A 24,188-nucleotide genomic window follows, 5' to 3' on the forward strand; every position below is an offset into this window, starting at 1 on the left:
GGGAAGGTGCGAACAAGTTCCTGATATGAGATCATCATATTCATCCGGAGCGCATCCCAGAGGGACATCATGAGCCATCAACTCACCTTCGCCGATAGTGAATTCAGCACTAAGCGCCGTCAGACCCGAAAAGAGATTTTCCTCTCCCGCATGGAGCAGATTCTGCCATGGCAGAATATGACCGCTGTCATCGAGCCGTTTTATCCCAAGGCGGGCAATGGCCGACGGCCCTATCCGCTGGAGACCATGCTGCGTATTCACTGCATGCAGCATTGGTACAACCTGAGCGACGGTGCCATGGAAGATGCCCTGTACGAAATCGCCTCCATGCGCCTGTTTGCCCGATTATCCCTGGATAGCGCCCTGCCGGATCGCACCACCATCATGAATTTCCGCCACCTGCTCGAGCAGCATCAACTGGCCCGTCAATTGTTCAAGACCATCAATCGCTGGCTGGCCGAAGCAGGCGTCATGATGACCCAAGGCACTTTGGTGGATGCCACCATCATTGAGGCACCCAGCTCTACCAAGAACAAAGAGCAGCAACGCGATCCGGAGATGCATCAGACCAAGAAAGGCAATCAGTGGCACTTTGGCATGAAGGCCCACATTGGTGTCGATGCCAAGAGTGGCCTGACCCACAGCCTGGTCACCACCGCGGCCAACGAGCATGACCTCAATCAGCTGGGTAATCTGCTTCATGGAGAGGAGCAATTTGTCTCAGCCGATGCCGGCTACCAAGGAGCGCCACAGCGCGAGGAGCTGGCCGAGGTGGATGTGGACTGGCTGATCGCCGAGCGTCCCGGCAGGGTAAAAACCTTGAAGCAGCATCCGCGCAAGAACAAAACGGCCATCAACATCGAATACATGAAAGCCAGCATCCGTGCCAGGGTGGAGCACCCGTTTCGCATCATCAAGCGGCAGTTCGGCTTCGTGAAAGCCAGATACAAGGGGCTGCTGAAAAACGATAACCAACTGGCGATGTTATTCACCCTGGCCAACCTGTTTCGGGTGGACCAAATGATACGTCAGTGGGAGAGATCTCAGTAAAAACCGGAAATAACGCCAGAAATGGTGGAAAAAATAGCCTAAATAGGCTGATTCGATGTGTTTGCGGGAAAAAAATCGGCCCAGATCCGCGAAATTTTAATCAGCGAGTCAGCTTGGGAAGAAATGACCTGCTTATTCGCACCTTCCTTAGAGAAGGGATTACTATTGCATTCCATGTCAAATCATCAGCAACTTTCTTTTCCTGAAGCCAGTTTAATATATAGTACATCATACATAACAAGAATATAGCACAGCTAATAACCAGCATAATATTTAGCGGGAATTTTCCTGGGTCTTGATAGGGATTCTTGTTTGGTATCTTCCATTTACTCATTTGCTTGTCCCCGCCATTGGCAGTGTGGTTTTTATTGCACAACCGCATGCAGCCCTACACCCATCCACAACAACGCCTCTACCGTCCATTGTCCAGGTTGGTTCAAAATCAAGTATGGGAAAGGTCCCTTTATGCGCAACACAAAGAACAGTATCCCCCATTAAAGCGACAGGAATTCCCATAAACTTGCTACCAGAAGCTTTGTTCACATACCCACCGTTTTCCAGCGGGTCATTTAGCCTGATTACACCTTTCATATTATTTCCCCACATCCAGGTCACAGCGCATCCGGGTCCATCCCTTATAGCCCACCACCTCTGGTTCTTTGTCGGGCAGGTTTTGATAATTTGCCTTATAACCCTCCGTTAAATGGGCTAAAGCAGCTTTCATAAAAACGACCGTCCCCCAGGCCGCACCTGGAGATTCAGGTCTCATATGAGCGTCTACATACTTACCCTTGGATTTATGTTTACCTGGCCTGTAGAGATAATATGTGTCATCAAAGTATTTATAATCTATACCCGGCCCGCCGGGTTTTAGACGCGGATCGTCAAAAGGGTATGAACTCATATACAAATGATTCTGCGAAGTGGTAATAAATGCCTGATTATTAACCACCACCACTCTTTTGATTTCTTTTCCCTCCGGTCTGTCGACCATATTCCCCTCTGAATTTCTCTCTTGCCCCTGAAATGGGGACATATAAGATGCGACCTGCCATGTTTGCCCATAGTCTTTAGATATTTTATATGCCCCAGGTTCCCATTCAGGCACCAGAATATACTGTTCTGAAGGATGAATATATTCTCCCGTAAATACCATGTATATTGGGTTGCTATAAATTGACTTATGAATATTTCTTTTTATATCATGATAAACAACATATCCTTCACAATCATATCCGATCAGTTCCAGATAACGATTATCATCAAATCGATAAATAATCTGTGAGGGTGATTTTGTACAGGCAGAGACGGCGCATAGCGAGATTGCTCCGATTATTATTTTTAACATACTTCTCATTTTCATTATTTATCCTTAAACGTTAAGCGACTCAGGCATATCCCATTGCAGATTGGAAATCTCTGTATTATATATTTCATTATACTTGGCAGGTTTAACTGTAGTTGAATGATAGAACTCGTTAACCACACCAAATTTCCCCTTTGGCAAGATATCATCGGGTTTATTCATATAATCTTTTGTATCTGCTTTATTCAGGATACCCGTATCATAATAATCAACAGTCTTTTGCAGACCATTTTTCTTCATACGCCAGTCCCCACGGCGAAGTAGTTTTACCCAGAACTCACCATTTTCGTAATCAAATGCCCTGCATATCCCCACCGCCAGATCGAAGGCCATTGCTTTCGCTGGGGCATCTTTTGACATGACAATAGAGGAATGCTGGCTGTAACCAACAGGGTCTGAGTGCATCCATTCTTTTTTCAGTTCATCCGCCGTTTTTTCATAAATCAGCTGTACGGTTTTATTGTATCCCCCTCCAAGGACAACGCCTTTGGTATAACGCTTACCATATTTATTGCTGAACATTGTGAGTTCTGCTGGTGTTAATTCCCGACCTGGCTGTAAAAAATCGAAACCTGCGCCGCTGAGACTTTTAATATCTGTCTCAGTACGGGAAATAGTAGTGGCTTTTGCAGAAAATGAGATGACCTGATCGGGGGAATCAGGCTCTAACGAATATTTATACTTGCTCTCTACCCCCTGTAGTTGATGCTTAAAAGTAACGGGAAGTTGTTCACCATTAATCACAACATCGGAAAACGTATATTGTTTAGTAAAACCCGTATCCTGATTAAAACTTCCCTTTTTTAACGTCGGCATTTCAAAAGGCACGCTTTGGGGGCTACAACCTATATCGGGGCCATTTTCGCAGAAAACACGCTGGCGCAAATTCTCTATGCCACTCGCAATGTCGTGAGGTATGCCTCGCCAGCCAAAACCCTGCACGTTAAGTAATGAGACAACACTGTCATTGGGGCAAAAATAGTTATACACCTTGCCGAAGTTATTGCGGGTATAGAGCTTATTCTTGCGCCATTGAGAATGGGTTTTACTCAGACATGTTGCGCCTTCTATATCATCAATTTCCGCTCCGGTGTGGTATTCTCCTTTGCCATATTTATCGTTTGTCGCCATCAAATGACAGAAATTTTTAAACGTCTGCTGACGGGCGCGATCCGTCTGGTGATGTCCGGGGGTCGCACTCTCGGCAAACGTATTTTCAAGCGCATAGGGGGAGTGATTAAGAATAACGCAATCAACGGGGTCCGCCCCTGCCGATTTAACCAGCATATTGGCAAGCATGGTAATGATCGTTCCCTGGGAGTGCGCAACAATATTGATAGGATCGAATTGGGTTGCCGGTTCTCTTCGAATCATCAGGATTAAATCGGCCAGCCGCTGCGCGGCAAAAAACTGATAAATACGGTGAGGGTTATCATAAATAGGATGCGTAAAATCCCCACCATTCATATGAAATGAAGCAAATCCTGCAGCGCCATTCGTCAGGCCGCCGGAGCCCGGGCCTAACATATCCGGAATAGTGGTTGTCGCATTCGCAAAGGTGCCACCGCCTTTGGCATACACATCGTCGAGAACATTACCGAAATTATCATTCTGATATTTCAACGTGGTTTGAGGAATGTGTCCTAACTTTGTCAGCTTCGTGGCGTCATCTTCCTGGTAGGCATTGTAAGGCAGCTTTGCGGCGCTGCCTGATTTAGCCAGCTCATCACGATAACGCCGCTGGTCCTCGATATACGTTGCATGATCAACAGGTTTATATCCCCAGTAAAATGGGATCACCGGACTGCGCCCAGGCATTTTCACCTGCTGCTGTTCGCCATCGCCCATATCCATTTTGAACTGGTGCCATTCATGCGGATACATATCCGTACGGCCCATACGTTCATTCAGGCCGGCAATGATCCCCTGCTCCTGATTTTGATACGCCTCGCCCACATCGTTAACACCATGAACAAGGATCACAATACAGGGCATAGGGTTTTTAACCGCCACTTCGCAGACTGCCATTTTTCCGCCGGTGGATTTAGGCACGCCTTGTACCCCCGTCGCCACGACTTGCGGATTAAAGGGACTGTTACTCATTTGGCAAAATCTCCATTTTCATTTCATCCATTTCTGTCATATCCAGTAATGGCGTCATGCCTTCATCGTCGGTAACACCTTCAATGATTTCACCGGAGGCCTTAGTCAGTCTGAATTTTGTCTTTTTCAGAACATCGTCCGTATTCCCATAACCATGTAATTTAATGCGGCGGTGAAACTGGTCTTCCTGAAAAACGGGGGATTTATCTTTAACGGATTCCGGCCCACTCCAGTCAAGAGTGGTGCCTTTCAACTGCACTTTAGCGGGAGAGAATATTTTTACTGAGCCATCTTCATTTATTCGGATACCGCCACCCCCGCACAGCAACTGAATATTCTTTTTGGCGCTGATGGTCACATTGCCGTTCATACTTTGAATATGAAAATGCTGATCGGAAAGCAGGCCCATTTCACCACGCTGCGCCTGGACGGAAATATCATCTTTTGCGGCAATAATTTTGATCCCGATCGCTCTGCTGAAAAGCGATAAACCCTGTCCGACAGCCATGGAGAGTTTTTTAAAAACATTAAAACTGCCGTTATTGGCCGCATTCAGCGACAGATCTTTGTTTGCCGACAGCGCCATGGTTTCTGGTGTGAGCAGAGCCATACCTTGATCGGCATAGGCCACCAGCCCCGGCTGAGTGAGCTGTTCAAGTGCGGCGTTAAGCTGCTGCTGTTGCCCCATTTCGACGTTTAACGCTTGCGCCGTCAGGGCGCTCTGCTGAAGAGAGGTTGCCAGTACAAGCGCAGCCTGTAGCTGTTGAACAACTGCGTTCATGTCGAGCTGCTTGCCCTGGGCTTTTGGCTGCGCCTCTGTCGTCAGCAATATTCCCTTTGCGGCTCTCAACACCCCCCGCTCATCGGTGCGCAGTTCTGCGCCTTCACCGCGCGGCTTACCACCAGCATCAACAAGGTGGCCCATGTTCAGCTGGGTTTTAGCGTATTCGGTACTTAACTTGACGTGTTCCTGTCCGCGTCGGTCCTCCATCCGCAGCTTATTGTGGCCCGCAGTACGGATTACGTTGCGGGTATTGTTACGGCTGGTGACGAGGTCAGGCTTTGGAGCATGATGCAGCGCATGGGCAATGAAAGGCCTTTCCGGATCACCACCTTCAAACGCAATGGCAACTTCCGCCCCCTGAATGAGCGGGAAGTGATGACCATAAGTATCACCGGCATAAATCCGTGCCAGACGGACGGGCATACTTTCATAGCCTTGCTTATGTTGGTCGAGGTCAAAATCAAACTTCACCCAATAGCGCCCCTGCACATCGATATGGGCATATTTGTCATTGTCTATTCGGGAGGAAACAATTGCGGGAACCGTACCCACGATACGTGGTCGGGGTAGTGGCTGCGGCCGAAAGCAAACGCGCTCACTGTAAGGAATACCGATCAGTTGGGATTGAAGGGCGGCATCACGCCTCCCCGTCACCCGCATTGCCGTTACCACAAATCCTGAAGTAAACGCTTGCGGAATAGTACCGTCGATTTCAAGCACCATACCTGGCGCGATCGACGGGCTGGTGCTCACCCCGCTTAAAATAGATTGATTATTAAGAATAATTTCGTGATGCAGTTTGGCGTAGAACCAGCTGGATTCGCCCGGTTGTTCCTCTGCAAATTTCGATCCCGGCTGGTGGTGAATATCCGCATAACGATAATCCACTCCATACGTCGTCGATGTTTGTTCAGCCCCATCGGCATCAGCATTGAGTATTAGCGAGTTGGCAAGCCGGTAGTCAAAGTTCTTTGCTTTAACGGCTGCGGAGACAAGGTTGTGCTTTGATACCAGCTTATCGATCGCGTAATCATTTGCTGTCAGACCCGCATGAGATGCATGCATAATCTTTTGATCGAAGATGTACCGGCTTTGGGAATCACTAAAGATAAGCACCATAATGTGCGAAACCGCATGATGATTTTCAATCCTGAACCAGATCCCAACTTCTGACAGGATGCGGCTGACAAACGCTAAATCTGATTCCTCCCACTGTACGATCATTTCCCGGTCAGGATAGGTAGAAAGAAGCTTATCAAAGTCGATTTCATAATCAGCAAAAAAATGCTCTTTGAGGATCTGCGTTACCAGTTTCGGAACGTTAATATTCAGGTAAATAGCCGATCGCCTGCGTCGTGAGAGTAATGCAAGCTTATGCTCCAGCCTGATTTCGTACAGTGATTCATCCGCTGAAGTGCTAATAAGTGAACATGATGTAATAACCCCTTCTATTTGCCGCTCATTGATCCACATTGCAGAACCCTGAACATATTTACTCCATTTATTATTAGGGGCTCTAATTTGTAGCATAGCTTCAATATTAAGAAGAGATTCTGGAGGGATATCTTTACATTTTGAAGTGAATGTTATTTTATAACTATATGGTTTATTTAGACTTTCCTTTCCGTCAATTGATTCAACATCAAGTACACCTAAATTTACCGACCCTCTGATGGTTAATAAGTATTTATTTATACTATCATCTGAAATCATACCTTCAAGATTATAGAAGCCAGAACCTTTTTTCATTATCGCATCCCTTGCAGAAAGACAGTAATACATAAAGAATAAAGTTTAATCAGCATACCAACAAGACTACTAAGAAGGTTATTTTTTACTAAAAAAATATTTTAAAACTAAACAAATAGTTATTAGCAAAGTACGTAGTACACTTATGATATATAGACAATCGGTTAACTAACGACATTTTATATTCAATAGCAGCAGATTTTAATAAGATTATTTATATTATGTATTATTCATTTTTAATCGCGAGGCAACACGCCAGCGCTCACATCCCAATGACTGCAGAAAACTGAGATTCGACTAAAAAAACAAACATATTAAGATAATGATTTATAATAACATTTGTGAAAATGCTCTTTTTATTTATCATTTTATTGAATGAATCACATCACCACATAGAAAAACACAATAAAATATAACTATTCCCTATTCTGCTGTGAGGGAGAGGTAACCGGATTGTGTCCATTTTATCCATGGGAAAGCTTTTGATTTTCTCCCTCTTCTTTGAGAAGAGGGCCGCATAAAGGTCATCTTATCAGCCACAGGAGAATCAATGAAACGCTCAGCAATAAACGAAATCCTTGGCCACACGCGCCAGTTTTTCTCTCAGCACGACGTGCATCTCCCCCCTTTCGCCAGTTTCACGCCGACCCAATGGCGCAAGCTTGATCCCGCCGCCTGGAGAGAAGTTTTCGACCTTAAGCTCGGTTGGGATGTCACCGCGTTTGGCGGCAACAATTTCGCCGCGCAAGGGTTAACGCTGTTTACCCTGCGTAATGGCTCGCCGAAAGGAATGCCTTACGAGAAATGCTACGCCGAGAAAATCATGCATGTTCGCGATGCGCAGGTCACGCCGATGCATTTTCACTGGCGTAAACGCGAAGACATTATCAATCGCGGCGGCGGTAATTTAATTGTGGAACTGTGGAATGCGGGGATCCGAGAACAAACGGAGGACAGCGACGTGAGCGTGGTGATTGACGGCTGTCGGCAAACCCATGCGGCAGGCAGTCAACTGCGCCTGACGCCGGGTGAAAGCATCTGCCTGCCACCGGGCCTGTATCACAGCTTCTGGGCGGAAGAAGGTTTTGGCGACGTGCTGGTCGGCGAGGTTTCTTCTGTTAATGACGACGACCACGATAACCACTTTCTGCAACCGATCGCCCGCTATAACGACATTGAAGAAGACGAACCGGCGCAGCTGGTGCTGTGTAATGAGTATCGCCTGTTCCGCTAACCAAGGAGCGCATTATGCCGTTGATATCTCTCGCCGATGGCCTTGCCCATGCCCGCGAGCACCGCTATGCCTTAGGGGCGTTTAACGTTCTGGACTCACACTTCCTGCGCGCGCTGTTTGCCGCGGCAAAGCAGGAACGTTCGCCGTTTATCATCAACATCGCCGAGGTGCATTTTAAATATATCTCGTTGGATTCTCTGGTCGAAGCGGTCAAGTACGAAGCCGCGCGGCATGACATTCCGGTAGTGCTGAACCTTGACCACGGCCTGCACTTTGAGTCGGTGGTTCGGGCACTGCGCTTAGGTTTCAGTTCAGTGATGTTTGATGGCTCCACGCTGGAGTATGAAGAAAATATTCGTCAAACCCGCGAAGTGGTGAAGATGTGTCACGCCGTCGGTGTATCGGTGGAAGCCGAACTGGGCGCGGTGGGAGGCGATGAGGGCGGCGCGTTGTATGGTCATGCCGACGAGTCGTTATTTACCGACCCGATGATGGCGCGTGATTTCGTCGACAGAACCGGGATTGACGCGCTGGCGGTCGCCATTGGTAATGCACACGGCAAATATAAAGGCGAACCGGTGCTCGACTTTCCGCGTCTGGACGCCCTTCGCCAGCAGGCGGCGATCCCGCTGGTACTGCACGGCGGTTCCGGCATCAGCAACGACGATTTCAAGCGCGCAATTGAACTCGGCATTCACAAAATTAATTTCTATACCGGCATGTCGCAGGCGGCGCTGTCGGCAGTAGAGACAAGAATAGTGAATCGTCAGCCCCTGTACGACGAATTTGCCGAACTGCTGCTCGCCATTGAAGAGGCCATTACCGATACCGTTTCAGAACAGATGCGTATTTTTGGCAGCGCGGGACGGGTCTGATGGAACGCAGAGGCGTTATCGCCGCAGGCAACATGCTGGTCGATCATGTGCATCAAATTGTGCAGTGGCCGGAACGCGGCTGGCTGGCGGAAATCATCCGTAGCGAACGCGCGACGGGCGGTGCGCCGCTGAACGTACTGCTGACGCTGGCGAAAATGCACACCGGACTGCCGCTGCAGGCGGTGGGGTTAATCGGTCAGGATAGCGACGGCGACTACATCATGGCGATGCTGGAGCAGTATCATGTTAATCGCCAACATGTGCAGCGCACGACTTTCGCCCCCACGTCGATGTCACAGGTGATGACCGATCCCAGCGGTCAGCGCACCTTTTTCCACTCGCCCGGCGCCAACCGGCTGCTGGATCTGCCCGCTTTTGAGCAACTGGATACCTCGATGAAAATCTTCCATCTTGGCTATCTGCTGCTGCTCGACAGTCTGGACATGCCGGATGAGGAGTACGGCACGCGTAGCGCACGGCTGCTGGCGCAAATGCGCGACAACGGCTTTGAAACATCACTGGATCTGGTTTCACGCAAGGGCGACCCGCGCTATCAGCCGCTGGTGATGCCAGCTCTGCGCCATCTCGACTATCTGGTAATTAACGAGCTGGAAGCCGGGGAATTCAGCGGGCTGGAGATCCGCCTGCCCAACGGGGAGTTGCATATTGCGCACATCGCCACCGCTGCGCGCGAACTGTTGAATGCGGGCGTTCGCCAGCGGGTGGTTATCCACTGTCCGGAAGGCGCCTGGGGTGAAGCGCCGGATCTGCCGGGCGTCTGGATCCCGTCACAGTACCTGGCGCCGGAGGAGATCGTTGGCAGCGTCGGGGCGGGAGATGCGTTTTGCGCCGGATTTTTGTATGGCTGTCATGAACGCTGGTCGCTGACGGACAGCGTCAGGCTGGCACACGCCTGCGCACGGGCCAGTTTGCTGTGCGCCAACGCGATAGACGGCGCGAAAACGTTGGCAGAGCTAAAAGCCGATATAGCGTCCTTGTAAGCCGGATAAGACGTTTACGCCGCCTTATCATGATGCTGAACGTCGGCGGCAAACACATAGCCCAGCCCGCGCAGGGTTTTGATCAGCATCGGCTGATGCGGGTTGTTCTCTATTTTTCGCCGTAACCGCATGATTAGCACGTCAATGGTGCGGTCAAACACCTCAACGCTGTCGCTGCGCGTCAGTTCCAGCAGTTGTTCTCGGCTAAGTACCCGGCGGGCGTTTTGGGCCAGCGCCAGCAGCAGGCTGTATTCCCCCTGCGTCAACTCCACCTTCAGTTGCTGAGGATTATGTAACTGGCAACCGGCGGTATCGAGATGCCAACCGTTAAAAGAAAGGCCCGTGGTTTGCGGGCTGCCGCTTTCTGCCGTTAACACGCCGACGCGTCTGAGTACCGCCTTTACCCGCGCCACCAGCACCCGCGCATTGAACGGTTTACCGATGTAGTCGTCAGCGCCCATTTCCAACCCGACAACCACATCCGACTCGCTGCCAAGCCCGGTCAGCATCACCACCGGTAATCCGGGTCTCATCTTTTGCACCTGCTGCAGCACCATCAGACCGTTAATATCAGGCAACATCATGTCCAGCAATACCAGAGCGATTTCCGGCTGAGTCTCAATGCAGCGCAGCGCCTCCTGCCCGGTGTGACATGCGGTCACTGCAAAGACGTGTTCGCTCAGCACATCCTGTAAAAGCGTGCAGACAGCGATGTCATCATCCACAACCAGTATGGCTGGCTTCATTGTTTTTCCCCATTTCTGGCCAACTTAAATGAGTGTGATTGATTCTGCACAGAGTGACAGCGATAAGGCACAAGGATGTGTGGGAAACATAACCTCGGTCACACTGCCGGGCCGTCACGTATTGGAGATTCGTCACGTCAAATATGACGACAGCCTGTTTTTCGTCAGGGTTTTGCGCAAAATTCGCCCGTAATATCGACTAATGCCCCTGATAAAAACATGGCATAAAAGATGCATAACTCAAGCGACAAGCGCGTATGCGTGATTTGATTAACTGGAGCGAGACCGATGAAAAAAGTCGTCACGGTTTGCCCATATTGCGCATCAGGTTGCAAAATCAACCTGGTGGTCGATAACGGCAAAATCGTCCGGGCTGAAGCGGCGCAGGGGAAAACCAACCAGGGTACCTTGTGTCTGAAGGGCTACTATGGCTGGGATTTTATCAATGATACCCAGATCCTGACCCCTCGTCTGAAAACCCCAATGATCCGTCGCCAGCGTGGCGGCAAACTGGAATCCGTTTCCTGGGATGAAGCGCTTGATTACGTCGCCACTCGTCTGAGCGCCATCAAAGCGAAGTATGGCCCGGACGCTATTCAGACGACCGGTTCATCTCGCGGTACGGGTAACGAAACCAACTATGTAATGCAAAAATTCGCGCGCGCCGTTATTGGTACCAATAACGTTGACTGCTGCGCTCGCGTCTGACACGGCCCTTCGGTTGCAGGTCTGCACCAATCGGTCGGTAACGGCGCAATGAGTAATGCTATCAATGAAATTGATAACACAGATTTAGTGTTCATCTTCGGGTACAACCCGGCGGATTCCCACCCGATCGTGGCGAATCACGTGATTAACGCTAAACGTAACGGGGCGAAAATTATCGTCTGCGATCCGCGCAAAATTGAAACCGCGCGTATTGCCGATATGCACATCGCGTTGAAAAACGGCTCGAATATCGCGCTGCTCAACGCCATGGGTCATGTCATCATCGAAGAAAAACTGTACGACCAGGCGTTCGTCGCCTCCCGTACCGAAGGATTCGAAGAGTACAGCAAGATTGTCGAAGGCTACACGCCGGAGTCCGTCGAAGATGTCACTGGCGTTAGCGCACAGGATATTCGTCAGGCTGCTCGTATGTACGCCACGGCAAAAAGCGCGGCCATCCTGTGGGGCATGGGTGTTACCCAGTTCTATCAGGGTGTGGAAACCGTGCGTTCACTGACCAGCCTCGCAATGCTGACCGGCAACCTCGGTAAGCCAAGCGTGGGCGTTAACCCGGTTCGTGGCCAGAACAACGTTCAGGGCGCATGCGACATGGGCGCGCTACCGGATACTTATCCGGGCTATCAGTATGTGAAAGATCCGGCTAACCGCGAGAAGTTCGCTAAAGCCTGGGGCGTGGAAAGTCTGCCTGCGCATACCGGCTATCGCATCAGTGAACTGCCGCACCGTGCTGCGCATGGCGAAGTCCGCGCGGCGTACATTATGGGTGAAGATCCATTACAGACCGATGCTGAACTCTCCGCAGTGCGCAAAGGCTTTGAGGATCTGGAACTGGTCATCGTGCAGGATATCTTCATGACCAAAACTGCCGCTGCCGCAGACGTTATTTTACCGTCTACGTCATGGGGCGAACATGAAGGCGTCTTCTCCGCGGCTGACCGTGGCTTCCAGCGCTTCTTTAAAGCCGTTGAACCGAAGTGGGATCTGAAAACGGACTGGCAGATTATCAGTGAAATCGCCACCCGTATGGGCTACCCGATGCACTACAACAACACCCAGGAAATCTGGGATGAGTTGCGTCATCTGTGCCCGGATTTCTACGGTGCCACTTACGAGAAAATGGGCGAACTGGGTTATATCCAGTGGCCTTGCCGCGACACCTCAGAAGCCGACCAGGGTACGTCTTATCTCTTCAAAGAGAAGTTCGATACCCCGAACGGTCTGGCGCAGTTCTTTACCTGCGACTGGGTAGCGCCAATCGACAAACTCACTGAGGAGTACCCGATGGTGCTGTCCACGGTGCGTGAAGTCGGCCACTACTCTTGCCGTTCGATGACCGGTAACTGTGCGGCGCTGGCCGCGCTGGCGGATGAACCGGGCTATGCCCAGATCAACACCACCGACGCAGCACGCCTGGGCATCCTGGATGAAGAGCTGGTGTGGGTTAACTCGCGTAAAGGCCGGGTCATTACCCGTGCAGCAGTCAGCGATCGTCCAAACAAAGGCGCGATTTACATGACCTACCAGTGGTGGATTGGCGCATGTAATGAGCTGGTAACCGAGAACTTAAGCCCGATTACCAAAACGCCGGAGTACAAGTACTGTGCCGTTAACGTTGAACGCATTGCCGATCAGCGCGCTGCCGAGCAGTATGTCATTGATGAGTACACCAAGCTGAAAGCCAGCCTGCGCGAAAGCGCGATGGGTTAGTCCGTTTACGTAACTGTTCTGCAACAGCCTCCGCCCGGAGGCTGTTTTTTATCCATACGATCTCTTTATACTGTTCATTCCGTACCCTAAATAAAACTCAAAATGAAACAACTCATTGCATTGATGTTCTTTATGACATTCTTTGCCCATGCCAGTGATACTGAGCCAGGAAGCCAGTACTTGCAGGCCGCTGAGGCAGGGGATCGTCGCGCACAGTACTTTCTTGCCGATACCTGGTTCAGTTCGGGCGATTTGAGCAAAGCCGAGTATTGGGCGCAAAAAGCCGCCGACAACGGCGATGCCGACGCCTGCGCGCTACTGGCGCAAATCAAAATTACGAATCCGGTCAGTCTGGATTACCCCCAGGCTAAAACGCTGGCGGAAAAAGCAGCCAAAGCGGGCAGTAAAGCGGGAGAACTTACCCTGGCGCGGATTCTGGTCAACACCCAGGCTGGACGTACCGATTACCCTAAAGCCATTACCTTGCTGCAAAACGCCTCCGAAGACCTGGAAAATGACTCCGCCGTCGACGCGCAAATGCTGCTCGGCCTGATTTACGCCAACGGTGTGGGCATACCCGCTGATGATGAGAAAGCGACATGGTATTTCAAACGAAGCTCAGCCATTTCCCGCACCGGTTATTCCGAATACTGGGCAGGGATGATGTTCTTAAACGGTGAACAGGGTTTTATCGTGAAGAATAAACAGAAGGCGCTGCACTGGCTGAATCTGAGCTGTATGGAAGGATTCGATACCGGCTGCGAAGAGTTTGATAAGTTAACAAACGGGTAATGATTTGCATTGCCGGATGGCGCTACGCTTATCCGGCAAGCTGTCATGAATTACTGATTAGCGGTCTTATCAAATCTACCCAGCACGTCGCGCTCATAGGCCAGCGCTTTCTTGCGGTCAAATTTGTGTTCCCACTTGGCGATAACCAGTACCGCCAGCGCATTACCCACCACGTTCAGCGCGGTACGCGCCATGTCGAGGATACGGTCAACACCGGCGATAAACGCCAGGCCTTCCAGTGGGATCCCCACGCTGCCCAGCGTAGCCAGCAGCACCACGAATGATACGCCCGGCACACCCGCAATCCCTTTTGAGGTCACCATCAGCGTCAGCACCAGCACGATTTCCTGCCACAGCGACAGGTCGATACCGTACAGCTGCGCGATAAAGATAGCGGCGATACTCTGGTACAGAGTTGAACCATCAAGGTTGAATGAGTAGCCGGTCGGCACCACAAAGCTGGTGATTGAAGCTGGCGCGCCATAGGCTTCCATCTTCTCAATAATACGCGGCAGTACGCTCTCGGAGCTGGCGGTAGAGTAAGCCAGAATCAGCTCGTCTTTCAGAATGCGGATCAGGATCCAGATGCTCAGACCGCAGATGCGCGCCACGATCCCCAGCACCACCAGCGCGAAGAACAGAATGGCGAAATGCACCAACAGCACCAGCTTCGCCAGCGGCCACAAGGAGGCAAAACCGAAGTTCGCGACGGTAACGGCAATCAGCGCGAAAACACCGACTGGCGCGTAGCGCATAACCATGTGAGTGACTTTAAACATGGTTTCGGAAATAGAGCGGAATACGGTAACCAACGGCTCGCGGTGAGTTGCCGGCAGGGAAGACAGACCTAAACCGAACAGCACCGAGAAGAAGATAATCGGCAGCATATCGCCTTTTGCCATCGATGCGACGATGTTGGTTGGCACCAGTGACAAAATTGTCCCCATCAGGCCATGCGCGTGGCTCTGTACTTCTGCGGTCGTGCTTTGATATTTCGAAATATCTACGGTCGCCAGTTGCGACATATCCACTCCGGTGCCTGGCTGGAACACATTCGCCAGCGTGATACCCAGGATAATCGCCACGGTGGTGATCACTTCGAAATAGATAATAGTTTTGGCGCCAATACGGCCCAGCTGTTTTGCATCACCGACCCCGGCGATACCGACAACCAGCGTAGAGATGACAATGGGCACCACGATCATTTTGATCAGATGGATAAAGATATCGCCCGCCGGTGACAGCAGGTTTACAACCAGCCATTCACGGCTGTCACTATGGTAATGCAGGTAACTCCCCAGCAGAATGCCCAGCACCATAGCGATCAGAATCTGCCATGCCAGGCTGACTTTCAAATTTTTCATAACAACGGACTTCCTCGATGGAGCGCTATTCCACATGCGGTGTGTGGTAATAGTACATACTGAAAGGGTATGAATTGTGTTGCGTTCGTTTATGGAGTTTTTTAACGCTTATTATCATTATCATTTGCGTACTGTCTCGCGCAACCCTCCAGGAACAGAGCCTTCGGCTGAATTTATGCATAAAAATGCAATTTTATCGGGGTATTGATGAATAACTTTTTGTTATAAAAGAATTTTAATATGTTCAAAAATGAAGAAGTCATGGCGTGAGTTTTTTTTGCTCATTTGTTCGTTCGCCTGTTTTTTAAACAGGCCAAATGATACAAATCACAAAAGAAACAAATTTATTTTTGCCGATTCTGCAACAACTTCGCCATATTAATAGAGTCAATGAGCTGTGCCCGGTTCACCCTCGGCGAGTTTAAATCCATAACTTTTTGCCACACTGAAATGGCCTGGGCGTAGTCTGCCTGCATAAACGCATCTGAGGCTAACAGCATCAGCGCAGTGACCTCTGTCGGGTCCAGCGCCAGAGCCTTATCAATCATCTCGCGAGTGGGCGGTGTCATATGCTGCCCGGCCTGGTAATACAATACCGTTGCCAGCGCTGAATAGATCTCAGCATTTTCACCCCCTACACGCAGCGCCTGCTCGTAGGCCAGCAGCGCATTATGATACGCGTTTTGCCAAAGATAGTACTCACCAAGTTGCGCCCATTTCACACCGTCCTGTGGATTAGCACGAATTTGCGATTGCAGCAAAAGCAGCTGTTTTTCCTGAACATTTTCATCGGTGAACGCATGTAATGGGTCCGCCAGCCGCGTCTGTTCCTGACGCACCGCCTGCCATTTTGGCGTCAACAGATAACCTCCGATGCAGGCCACAACCATCAGCACCGTCGCAGCGGTCAGCCACTTCACGGGGAGTGGGCGTAACGGCGCAGGGGAATGGTTGGACTGGCTCATTGCACATCCTCCTCTACGCGCTGACGCCTTCTCACCCGCCAGACCACCACGCCCACCAGCAATAACAGCAGGCACGGCAACGCCCACAGCAGCAGCGTTTGCTCATTCAACGGCGGGTTGTAGCGCACAAAATCACCGTAGCGATCGGTCATCCACGTCGTTATCTCGGCTTCACTTTTCCCTTCCGCCACCATGCTATAAACCTGGTGGCGCATACTGACTGCTACCGGCGCATTGGATTCCAGCAAGTTTTGGTTTTGACACTGTGGACAGCGCAGTTGACTGGCAATAGACAACGCTTTTTCCTGTTGTTGCGGGTTGGCAAAAGTCCATGTGTCCACAACCTGGGCATGTGTCGCGAAGGCGATGAAAAACAAAATGATAGCTAAGAGTAAACATGTTCTGCCGGATGGCGCTGCGCTTATCCGACCTACCGTTTTCACACCCCGTTCGCCGCCATCCGGCAACGCGTTGATTAGTTTATGCATCGCGCTTTCTCCCTCGCCATCCGCTCAGCAGCGCACCACAGACCATTAACAGTCCCCCGCCCCAAATCCAGCGCACGCCGGTCTGTACGTACAAGCGCATGGCATAACGGTCCGGTCCGGTTTTTTCGCCGATTACCGCATACCAGTCATGCATCAGATTCCAGCGGATCCCCGGCTCCATCATCTGTTGACGGCGCGCGGCATAGAAGCGTCTTTCAGGCTGCAGGCTGCCAATGCGTTTCTCATTCTGCCACAGCGTGATCTGCGCTTTTTCACTGGTGTAGTTACCTTTTGCTTCCAGGTCGAGACGCTCAAAACGAAAAATATAGCCCGCCAGTTCCACCTGCTGCCCGGGGCTCAGATTCAGGCTTATCTCCTGACGACTACCGCTGGAAAAGACGATCCCAGCCGCAAACACCAGCACCCCGGCATGCGCCAGCAGTGCCGGAAGCTGGCAACGCACAGGCACTTTGCGGCTTCTGATCGTCGCCAGCACGATAACCAGCAGCATCAGCAGGCCAAAGGGCAGCGTAGCACGGTTAAAGTACGGTGCGCCCACGGAGAGCCGCCCCCAGCCGAACAACCCGTAAATCATCGGGTAAAGGGTGCCAATCAGCACAATCAGCAGCACCGCGCAAAAAAGTAATAGCGCGACCAGAATCAGCATCTCGCGCGACCAGCCGCCAAAACGCGCATTCTGGCGGACTTGCTGTCCCCGCCAGGCGTACAGCCCGAGCGATGCCAGGCTCAATACGGTAAACAGCGCGAACAGCGGCGTGGCGCGGACGTTATCCAGCGCAAAAGCGTGCACGGAAACGAGAATGCCGGAACGCACAATCAGCGTCCCCAGCAGCGATAAAATCAGCGTGACGATCGCCAGCAGCAGCGACCAGTGGCGGAAGATCCCACGTTGGCGAGTGATGAACAGACTATGCAGCAGCGCACTGGCGGAAAGCCAGGGTAATAAGGAGGCATTTTCTACCGGGTCCCAGAACCACCAGCCGCCCCAGCCCAGCTCGCAGTAGGCCCACCAGGAGCCGAGGATAATCCCCAGCGTCAGCGCACACCAGCCAGGCAGCGCCCAGCGCCAGCACACCCCGGCGCTCTGCGCATTAAAGTCACCGCGCAGCAGCGAGGCCAGCGCCACGCCTGCCGCCACCATCAAGCCACCGTAACCCAGGTACAGCAGCGGCGGATGGAGGATTAACCCGAGATGTTGCAGCATCGGGTTAAGGTCGCGCCCTTCAATGGCTGGCGGGAAGATACGCACGAACGGATCGGACCATACCACCACAAACAGCAGCAGCAGGGCCGTTATCAGTGCGAGGACGCTGAGCGTTAACGGAAACAGCAGGTCGGAATCACGCCGATAGCGCAAGGCAAACAGCGCGCTCCAGCCGGAAAGAAACAGCACCCACAGCAGCAGCGATCCTTCATGCCCGCCCCACACCGCCGCCAGTTTTAATCCCCACGGCAGCAGGCTGTAGCTATGCTGAGCAACGTAGACCACCGAAAAATCGCTGGTCAGAAAGCAGAATATCAGAATGGCAAAGGCCAGCAGCAGCAGCGAAAATTGCGTCCACATGCCCACGCTTGCCAGGCGCATTACGCCTTGCCAGCGCTGGCGGACACCCACCAACACGGCAAGCGGGGTCAACACGTTGACCCCGAGGCTTAACAACAGTGCCAGAAAACCGGCTTCAGGAAGGAGAACGTCCAGATATCACCTTACGCAACGGTTAGCTGACCCGCATAGAGAATAAAAAAGCGCAGCAGCAGTACGCCGGTCAAGCTGGCGCCGCACACTGCCAGCACGCCATGAAACGTCGAACTGCGGTTGGCCCAAGGTTTTAGCAGCATCGGCAGTATCAGCCCAAGCCCGGCCACGCCCAGCCAGAACCACCAGGTCCAGAATCCGCCGCCCAGTGCCGCCGCCAGCGCGCGCATTTTGCCGTCATCGCCCAGCGCCAGACCGACGAAAAACGCCGCCAGCAGGAAGATCTCCAGCCATACCACCGGGACTTCCATGCGATGCACAAAGTGCGCTTCGGTACTGTGCGGATTGCTACGATGACGTAACGCCATGGCGATCAGCGCCACCGCCGCGCCGGAGGAGATCCCGGAGAACAGGAACAGCACCGGCAGGATCGGGTTATTCAGGAACGGGTAGGATTTCAGCGCCGACAGCAGAAAACCGGTGTACGCCCCGAGCAGGACCGCCAGCACCAGCATTAACGTCTCCAGCGCGCGATGAAACGGCGCAATCAACGTCAGCATTTTCTGTACGATCCCTAATCGCGGCAGCCAGCGCTGTTGCAGAGCAATTACCTCTTTTTCAAAGATTTTTGCCAGCCACAGCACCAGCACCACCATGTACAACTGGAACAACATGACTCCCATCGACATCACCGAAGTGAAGCTGTAGTGGAACATCAGTTTCCAGAAGGTCCATGGACGCGTCAGGTGGAACACCAGAATCAGCAGACCGAAGATAATCGCCCCCGGCCCTAACACCAGCGTAGTGCGTAGCAGCGTGCTGTCAGAACCGCCCGCCTCCGGATGGAGACGACGCAGCAGAATCGCCAGCGTGACCAGTCCGGCGGAGATGCCAATCAGGAACAGATAAATGGCAATGGGCCAGTCCCACACCAGTGATTCAAAATGAAATGCAGAAGCGGATGTCATTGGCTCACCTCCCCAAATTTAAAGGGAACGCGGTAGACCTTCGGTTTTGTGCCCAACGCCAGCTTGTAACGGTAGGTGGTTTTCTGCAGCAACAAGCGGGAGATATCGCTGTTGGGATCGTCCAGATTACCAAACGTCAGAGCCTTCGTCGGACATGACTCAACGCAGGCGGGCTGCTTGCCCGCTTTCAGATTGGTTTTCCGACAGAAATCGCATTTATCCGCCGTTTTGCTAACCGGATGGATAAAGCGCACGCGATAAGGACACGCGGCGATACAGTACTGGCAGCCAACGCAAAGGTCCGGGTTCACATCCACAATACCGCTGGCGGCATCGCGATACGATGCCCCCGTCGGGCAGACGTCAACGCAGGGGGCATGGTCGCAATGCTGGCACGAATGACGGAAAAAGCGATACTTCACATCAGGAAACGTCCCCTGCGGCTCGCTGCGAATAATCGTCAGACGCGATACCCCTTCCGGCACGTTGTTTACTTCCCGACAAGCATCCATGCAAGCCGTACAGCCAGGTGAAGAACACCTCCTTCGCACCAGGCAACGTGTCGATTAAATGGTACGAAGACGGCACCCTGAACCTGGCCGCAAACTGCCTTGACCGCCATTTACAGGCAAATGGCGATCGCACCGCCATCATCTGGGAAGGCGATGACGCCACCCAAAGCAAAAACATTACTTATCGCGAACTGCATCGCGATGTTTGCCGTTTCGCCAATACGCTACTGGATTTAGGCATTAAAAAAGGCGACGTGGTGGCCATTTATATGCCGATGGTGCCGGAAGCGGCGGTTGCTATGCTGGCTTGCGCCCGCATTGGCGCGGTGCATTCGGTCATCTTCGGTGGTTTTTCACCAGAGGCGGTCGCCGGACGTATCATCGACTCCAATTCACGTCTGGTGATCACCGCCGACGAAGGCGTGCGCGCCGGCCGCGCCATCCCGCTGAAAAAGAACGTCGATGATGCGCTGAAAAACCCGAACGTGAAAACCGTGGAACATGTGGTCGTCCTCAAACGTACCGGTGGAAAAACGGAATGGCAGGAAGGCCGTGACCTGTGGTGGTCCGATCTTATCGAGAAAGCCAGCCCAGAACATCAGCCAGAAGAAATGAACGCGGAAGATCCGCTGTTTATCCTCTATACCTCCGGTTCAACCGGCAAGCCAAAAGGCGTACTGCATACCACCGGCGGATATCTGGTCTATGCCGCAACCACCTTTAAGTACGTGTTTGACTACCATCAGGGCGATATTTATTGGTGTACCGCTGACGTGGGTTGGGTAACCGGGCACAGCTACCTGCTGTATGGTCCGCTGGCCTGCGGCGCAACCACGCTGATGTTCGAAGGCGTGCCAAACTGGCCAACCCCGGCGCGTATGTCGCAGGTTGTGGACAAGCACCAGGTCAATATTCTGTATACCGCGCCGACCGCCATCCGCGCCCTGATGGCAGAAGGTGATAAAGCGATTGAAGGCACTGACCGCTCCTCGCTGCGTATCCTGGGTTCCGTTGGCGAGCCGATTAACCCGGAAGCATGGGAGTGGTACTGGAAGAAGATCGGCAACGAAAAATGCCCGGTCGTCGATACCTGGTGGCAGACCGAAACCGGTGGATTCATGATCACCCCGCTGCCGGGCGCCACCGAGCTGAAAGCGGGTTCCGCAACCCGTCCGTTCTTTGGCGTACAGCCTGCGATTGTCGATAACGAGGGTAATCCGCTGGAAGGCGCGACCGAAGGCAACCTGGTGATTACCGACTCGTGGCCGGGCCAGGCGAGAACGCTGTTTGGCGATCACGAACGCTTTGAGCAGACCTACTTTTCTACCTTCAAGAATATGTACTTCAGCGGCGACGGCGCGCGTCGTGACGAAGATGGCTATTACTGGATCACCGGTCGTGTGGACGATGTGCTGAACGTCTCTGGCCACCGTCTGGGAACGGCAGAAATCGAATCGGCGCTGGTGTCACATCCGAAGATTGCCGAGGCCGCGGTGGTGGGTATTCCGCATAATATTAAAGGCCAGGCGATCTACGCCTACGTCACGCTGAATCACGGCGAAGAGCCGTCACCGGAGCTGTACGCCGAGGTGCGCAACTGGGTACGTAAAGAAATTGGTCCGCTGGCAACGCCAGACGTGCTGCACTGGACCGACTCACTGCCGAAAACCCGCTCCGGCAAAATCATGCGCCGTATTCTGCGTAAAATCGCGGCGGGCGATACCAGCAATCTGGGCGATACCTCGACCCTCGCCGATCCTGGCGTGGTAGAGAAACTGCTCGAAGAGAAGCAGGCCATCGCGATGCCATCATAACCATAACCGTGAAATGCCCGATGGTGTACGGCTTATCGGGCCTACAAATCCTACCCCTACCCCTCCCCTGACCGGGAGGGAAAATATAATAACCCACCCCAAAGGATTTCGCGTTGCAGGAAGGCGGCAAGCGAGCGCATCCCCAGGAGCATAGTTCACTATGTGACTGAGGTGGGCGAGTGCGGCCAACACACTTGCAACGTGAAAGACGAAGGGGGCCTCTGGAGAACTCTGTGATGAATGACTCTATTTATCAGCGGATAGAAGACAGTGCGCGTTTCAGGGAGTTAGTTGAAAAAAGGCAACGGTTTGCCACCATTCTGTCCATCATCATGCTGGCAGTTTACATCAGCTTTATTTTACTGATTGCCTTTGCGCCTGGCTGGCTGGGTACGCCGCTACACGCGGGAACCAGCGTCACCCGGGGTATTCCGATTGGGGTCGGTGTGATCCTCATCTCCTTCATCCTGACCGGGATCTATATCTGGCGGGCAAACGGTGAATTCGACCGCCTGAACAATGCGGTTCTGCACGAGGTTAAAGCATCATGAAGAGAGTCCTGACGGCGCTTGCCGCCACGCTGCCCTTCGCCGCAAACGCGGCGGATGCTATTAGCGGTGCAGTCCAACGCCAGCCAACCAACTGGCAGGCGATTGTCATGTTCCTGATTTTCGTCATCTTTACGCTCGGTATTACTTACTGGGCGTCTAAGCGCGTACGTTCGCGTAATGACTACTACACCGCCGGCGGTAACATCACTGGTTTCCAGAACGGGCTGGCGATTGCGGGCGACTATATGTCGGCGGCATCGTTCCTCGGGATTTCCGCGCTGGTGTTTACCTCCGGTTATGACGGGCTGATCTATTCACTCGGCTTCCTGGTCGGCTGGCCAATTATCCTGTTCCTGATTGCTGAGCGTCTGCGTAACCTGGGTCGTTACACCTTTGCAGATGTTGCTTCTTATCGTCTGAAGCAAGGACCAATCCGTATTCTGTCGGCCTGTGGTTCTCTGGTGGTGGTCGCGCTGTATCTGATCGCCCAGATGGTGGGCGCAGGTAAGCTGATTGAGCTGCTGTTTGGTCTGAACTATCACATCGCCGTCGTACTGGTTGGCGTACTGATGATGATGTACGTCCTGTTTGGCGGCATGCTGGCGACCACCTGGGTACAGATCATCAAAGCCGTTCTGCTGCTGTTCGGCGCCAGCTTTATGGCCTTTATGGTGATGAAGCACGTCGGCTTTAGCTTCAACAACCTGTTCACCGAAGCAATGGCGGTACACCCGAAAGGTTCAGCCATTATGAGCCCGGGCGGACTGGTAAAAGATCCGATCTCCGCCCTGTCGTTAGGTCTCGGCCTGATGTTTGGTACGGCAGGCTTGCCGCACATCCTGATGCGCTTTTTCACGGTCAGCGATGCCCGCGAAGCGCGTAAGAGCGTGTTCTATGCCACCGGTTTTATGGGTTATTTCTACATCCTGACCTTTATCATCGGCTTTGGTGCGATCATGCTGGTGGGCGCTAATCCGGCGTATAAAGACGCTGCTGGCGCGCTGATCGGCGGTAACAACATGGCGGCGGTTCACCTGGCAAATGCGGTGGGCGGCAACCTGTTCCTGGGCTTCATCTCAGCCGTGGCGTTTGCCACCATCCTGGCAGTGGTTGCAGGCCTGACGCTGGCGGGCGCATCGGCCGTTTCTCACGACCTGTACGCCAACGTGTTCCGTAAAGGCGCAACCGAACGTGAAGAGCTGAAGGTGTCGAAAATCACCGTACTGGTGCTGGGGGTGATTGCCATCCTGCTCGGCGTGCTGTTTGAGAACCAGAACATCGCCTTCATGGTAGGTCTGGCGTTTGCTATCGCAGCCAGCTGCAACTTCCCGATCATTCTGCTCTCCATGTACTGGTCAAGACTGACCACGCGTGGCGCGATGTTGGGCGGCTGGTTAGGTCTGCTGACGGCGGTGGTGCTGATGGTGCTTGGCCCGACGATTTGGGTCCAGATCCTTGGTCACGAAAAAGCCATTTTCCCGTATGAATATCCGGCGCTGTTCTCCATCAGCGTAGCGTTCCTTGGGATCTGGTTCTTCTCTGCTACCGATAACTCAGAAGAAGGTAATCGCGAACGCGAGCAGTTCCGTGCCCAGTTCATCCGTTCCCAGACCGGGTACGGCGTAGAACAAGGTCGCGCGCACTAACCACTCCTCCTCATCCCCGGTCTGAAC

17 protein-coding genes and 3 pseudogenes are annotated in these 24,188 nt (G+C 52.5%); 10 read left to right on the forward strand and 10 right to left on the reverse strand.

The features are described from left to right. Nucleotides 1-69: 69 nt before the first annotated feature. Nucleotides 70-1,050 (forward strand): IS5-like element ISKpn26 family transposase, encoded by a 981-nt coding sequence (locus OGV38_RS02985; RefSeq protein WP_000019450.1) that lies wholly within the window; start codon nt 70-72, stop codon nt 1,048-1,050. Between the two features lie 330 nt (nt 1,051-1,380). Here OGV38_RS02985 and OGV38_RS02990 read toward each other — a convergent pair whose 3' ends face one another. Genes OGV38_RS02990 through OGV38_RS03005 form a run of 4 tightly spaced genes read right to left on the reverse strand, consistent with a single transcriptional unit; the run spans nt 1,381 to nt 7,052 of the window. Beyond that, a complete protein-coding gene (locus OGV38_RS02990) occupies nt 1,381-1,641 on the reverse strand; it encodes a PAAR domain-containing protein (RefSeq protein WP_016155465.1) in 261 nt (86 codons plus the stop codon). A gap of 1 nt (nt 1,642) precedes the next feature. After that, nucleotides 1,643-2,413, reverse strand: coding sequence for a T6SS immunity protein Tli3 family protein (locus OGV38_RS02995; RefSeq protein WP_286472924.1), 771 nt, complete (start codon nt 2,411-2,413; stop codon nt 1,643-1,645). Nucleotides 2,414-2,422: 9 nt separating this feature from the next. Next, nucleotides 2,423-4,519, reverse strand: a complete 2,097-nt coding sequence (locus OGV38_RS03000; protein ID WP_269519578.1) for a T6SS effector phospholipase Tle3 domain-containing protein — start codon at nt 4,517-4,519, stop codon at nt 2,423-2,425. Beyond that, nucleotides 4,512-7,052: a type VI secretion system Vgr family protein gene (locus OGV38_RS03005; protein WP_286472925.1), complete on the reverse strand. Its 2,541-nt coding sequence runs from the start codon at nt 7,050-7,052 to the stop codon at nt 4,512-4,514. The genes OGV38_RS03000 and OGV38_RS03005 overlap by 8 nt, the downstream gene beginning before the upstream one ends. 550 nt (nt 7,053-7,602) lie before the next feature. Here OGV38_RS03005 and OGV38_RS03010 point away from each other — a divergent pair. Genes OGV38_RS03010 through OGV38_RS03020 form a run of 3 tightly spaced genes read left to right on the forward strand, consistent with a single transcriptional unit; the run spans nt 7,603 to nt 10,162 of the window. Further along, nucleotides 7,603-8,286 (forward strand): D-lyxose/D-mannose isomerase, encoded by a 684-nt coding sequence (locus tag OGV38_RS03010; RefSeq protein ID WP_269519581.1) that lies wholly within the window; start codon nt 7,603-7,605, stop codon nt 8,284-8,286. Nucleotides 8,287-8,300: 14 nt separating this feature from the next. Next, complete coding sequence (locus OGV38_RS03015; RefSeq protein ID WP_286472926.1) at nt 8,301-9,161, forward strand: ketose 1,6-bisphosphate aldolase; 861 nt, start codon at nt 8,301-8,303, stop codon at nt 9,159-9,161. Continuing rightward, nucleotides 9,158-10,162: a carbohydrate kinase family protein gene (locus tag OGV38_RS03020; RefSeq protein WP_085951088.1), complete on the forward strand. Its 1,005-nt coding sequence runs from the start codon at nt 9,158-9,160 to the stop codon at nt 10,160-10,162. Before OGV38_RS03015 ends, OGV38_RS03020 begins: the two co-directional genes overlap by 4 nt. 14 nt (nt 10,163-10,176) lie before the next feature. On the opposite strand, the gene OGV38_RS03025 is transcribed toward OGV38_RS03020, so the two are convergent. After that, the gene (locus tag OGV38_RS03025; RefSeq protein ID WP_019077857.1) at nt 10,177-10,908 is read right to left on the reverse strand and encodes a response regulator; all 732 of its coding nucleotides are present in this window, start codon (nt 10,906-10,908) and stop codon (nt 10,177-10,179) included. Between the two features lie 28 nt (nt 10,909-10,936). Here OGV38_RS03025 and OGV38_RS03030 point away from each other — a divergent pair, with 28 nt between their 5' ends. From OGV38_RS03030 to yjcO, 3 genes are all read left to right on the forward strand, one after another. Continuing rightward, nucleotides 10,937-11,101 carry a hypothetical protein gene (locus OGV38_RS03030; RefSeq protein WP_176443285.1) on the forward strand — a complete coding sequence of 55 codons (165 nt, stop codon included), beginning with the start codon at nt 10,937-10,939 and terminating at the stop codon, nt 11,099-11,101. 95 nt (nt 11,102-11,196) lie between these two features. Further along, nucleotides 11,197-13,344, forward strand: a complete 2,148-nt coding sequence (gene fdhF / locus OGV38_RS03035) for a formate dehydrogenase subunit alpha (RefSeq protein ID WP_269519585.1) — start codon at nt 11,197-11,199, stop codon at nt 13,342-13,344. A 102-nt stretch (nt 13,345-13,446) separates the two neighbouring features. Next, a complete protein-coding gene (yjcO, locus tag OGV38_RS03040) occupies nt 13,447-14,136 on the forward strand; it encodes a Sel1 family TPR-like repeat protein YjcO (protein WP_016155379.1) in 690 nt (229 codons plus the stop codon). Nucleotides 14,137-14,186: 50 nt separating this feature from the next. Here the strand turns inward: yjcO and gltP are convergent, their stop codons facing one another. The 5 genes and pseudogenes from gltP to OGV38_RS03065 form a co-directional block, all read right to left on the reverse strand. Beyond that, nucleotides 14,187-15,500, reverse strand: coding sequence for a glutamate/aspartate:proton symporter GltP (gene gltP, locus OGV38_RS03045; RefSeq protein WP_016155378.1), 1,314 nt, complete (start codon nt 15,498-15,500; stop codon nt 14,187-14,189). A 344-nt stretch (nt 15,501-15,844) separates the two neighbouring features. Beyond that, nucleotides 15,845-16,465 (reverse strand): heme lyase NrfEFG subunit NrfG, encoded by a 621-nt coding sequence (nrfG, locus tag OGV38_RS03050; protein ID WP_047416048.1) that lies wholly within the window; start codon nt 16,463-16,465, stop codon nt 15,845-15,847. After that, nucleotides 16,462-18,673 (reverse strand): annotated as a pseudogene (nrfF, locus tag OGV38_RS03055) (heme lyase NrfEFG subunit NrfF). Before nrfF ends, nrfG begins: the two are co-directional and overlap by 4 nt. An 8-nt stretch (nt 18,674-18,681) precedes the next feature. After that, nucleotides 18,682-19,638, reverse strand: coding sequence for a cytochrome c nitrite reductase subunit NrfD (gene nrfD, locus OGV38_RS03060; protein ID WP_286472927.1), 957 nt, complete (start codon nt 19,636-19,638; stop codon nt 18,682-18,684). Continuing rightward, a pseudogene (locus OGV38_RS03065) lies at nt 19,635-20,165 on the reverse strand (4Fe-4S dicluster domain-containing protein); the annotation flags it as partial. The pseudogene OGV38_RS03065 and the gene nrfD, both read right to left, overlap by 4 nt. Between OGV38_RS03065 and acs the strand changes: the two are divergent. The 3 genes and pseudogenes from acs to actP form a co-directional block, all read left to right on the forward strand. Continuing rightward, nucleotides 20,153-21,964, forward strand: a pseudogene (acs, locus tag OGV38_RS03070) (acetate--CoA ligase); the annotation flags it as partial. The pseudogenes OGV38_RS03065 and acs overlap by 13 nt on opposite strands. Nucleotides 21,965-22,200: 236 nt before the next feature. Further along, on the forward strand, nt 22,201-22,515 hold the full coding sequence (locus OGV38_RS03075; RefSeq protein WP_016155370.1) for a DUF485 domain-containing protein: 315 nt from the start codon (nt 22,201-22,203) through the stop codon (nt 22,513-22,515). After that, entirely contained in the window at nt 22,512-24,161 is a 1,650-nt protein-coding gene (actP, locus tag OGV38_RS03080) for a cation/acetate symporter ActP (RefSeq protein ID WP_016155369.1), read from the forward strand. The genes OGV38_RS03075 and actP overlap by 4 nt, the downstream gene beginning before the upstream one ends. Nucleotides 24,162-24,188: the final 27 nt, after the last annotated feature.

It is taken from the genome of Citrobacter sp. Cb080 (genome assembly GCF_030334745.1).
In the GTDB taxonomy this organism is placed as follows: Bacteria; Pseudomonadota; Gammaproteobacteria; order Enterobacterales; family Enterobacteriaceae; genus Citrobacter; species Citrobacter braakii.

Excerpts from the sequence above, each read along its gene's own strand:
- nrfD (WP_286472927.1), bottom strand. The coding sequence starts at position 19,638 with ATGACATCCGCTTCTGCATTTCATTTTGAATCACTGGTGTGGGACTGG.
- OGV38_RS03025 (WP_019077857.1), bottom strand. The coding sequence starts at position 10,908 with ATGAAGCCAGCCATACTGGTTGTGGATGATGACATCGCTGTCTGCACG.
- OGV38_RS02995 (WP_286472924.1), bottom strand. The coding sequence starts at position 2,413 with ATGAAAATGAGAAGTATGTTAAAAATAATAATCGGAGCAATCTCGCTA.
- OGV38_RS03075 (WP_016155370.1), top strand. The coding sequence starts at position 22,201 with ATGAATGACTCTATTTATCAGCGGATAGAAGACAGTGCGCGTTTCAGG.
- gltP (WP_016155378.1), bottom strand. The coding sequence starts at position 15,500 with ATGAAAAATTTGAAAGTCAGCCTGGCATGGCAGATTCTGATCGCTATG.
- nrfG (WP_047416048.1), bottom strand. The coding sequence starts at position 16,465 with ATGAGCCAGTCCAACCATTCCCCTGCGCCGTTACGCCCACTCCCCGTG.
- OGV38_RS03030 (WP_176443285.1), top strand. The coding sequence starts at position 10,937 with ATGAGTGTGATTGATTCTGCACAGAGTGACAGCGATAAGGCACAAGGA.
- OGV38_RS03015 (WP_286472926.1), top strand. The coding sequence starts at position 8,301 with ATGCCGTTGATATCTCTCGCCGATGGCCTTGCCCATGCCCGCGAGCAC.
- actP (WP_016155369.1), top strand. The coding sequence starts at position 22,512 with ATGAAGAGAGTCCTGACGGCGCTTGCCGCCACGCTGCCCTTCGCCGCA.
- OGV38_RS03005 (WP_286472925.1), bottom strand. The coding sequence starts at position 7,052 with ATGAAAAAAGGTTCTGGCTTCTATAATCTTGAAGGTATGATTTCAGAT.
- OGV38_RS03000 (WP_269519578.1), bottom strand. The coding sequence starts at position 4,519 with ATGAGTAACAGTCCCTTTAATCCGCAAGTCGTGGCGACGGGGGTACAA.
- OGV38_RS03010 (WP_269519581.1), top strand. The coding sequence starts at position 7,603 with ATGAAACGCTCAGCAATAAACGAAATCCTTGGCCACACGCGCCAGTTT.
- OGV38_RS02985 (WP_000019450.1), top strand. The coding sequence starts at position 70 with ATGAGCCATCAACTCACCTTCGCCGATAGTGAATTCAGCACTAAGCGC.
- yjcO (WP_016155379.1), top strand. The coding sequence starts at position 13,447 with ATGAAACAACTCATTGCATTGATGTTCTTTATGACATTCTTTGCCCAT.
- OGV38_RS02990 (WP_016155465.1), bottom strand. The coding sequence starts at position 1,641 with ATGAAAGGTGTAATCAGGCTAAATGACCCGCTGGAAAACGGTGGGTAT.